1 protein-coding gene is annotated in these 515 nt (G+C 52.6%); it reads left to right on the forward strand.

Annotated features, from left to right (window positions below):
- Positions 1-515, forward strand: a 515-nt coding sequence (locus tag DW761_RS20910) for a virulence-associated E family protein (protein ID WP_233513158.1), incomplete at both ends; no start/stop codon positions are given.

Raw genomic sequence — 515 nt, forward strand, 5'->3', positions numbered from 1 at the left:
AATGCCATCGGGATTGTGGCGAATGAAAACAAGTACCATCCCATCCGGGACTATTTAAGTGACCTTGTTTGGGACGGGACAGAACGAATCCGTTTCTGCCTGCGGCACTTTCTGGGGGCTGACGCAGACGATTACACCTATGAAGCGTTGAAGCTGTTCCTGCTGGGTGCAATCTCACGAGCCTTTCAGCCGGGGTGCAAGTTTGAAATCATGCTTTGTCTGGTAGGCGGTCAGGGGGCTGGAAAGTCCACCTTCTTCCGTCTGCTGGCAGTCCGGGACGAGTGGTTCTCCGATGATTTGCGGAAGCTGGACGATGACAATGTGTACCGTAAGCTGCAAGGTCACTGGATTATCGAAATGTCGGAAATGATGGCAACCGCCAACGCCAAGAGCATTGAGGAAATCAAGTCGTTTTTAAGCCGACAGAAAGAGGTTTACAAGATACCCTATGAAACCCACCCGGCAGACCGCCCCCGTCAGTGCGTGTTTGGCGGCACTTCCAATGCCCTTGACTT

The organism is Absiella sp. AM29-15 (assembly GCF_003434225.1).
Taxonomy (GTDB): domain Bacteria; phylum Bacillota_I; class Bacilli_A; order Erysipelotrichales; family Erysipelotrichaceae; genus Hoskinsella; species Hoskinsella hominis.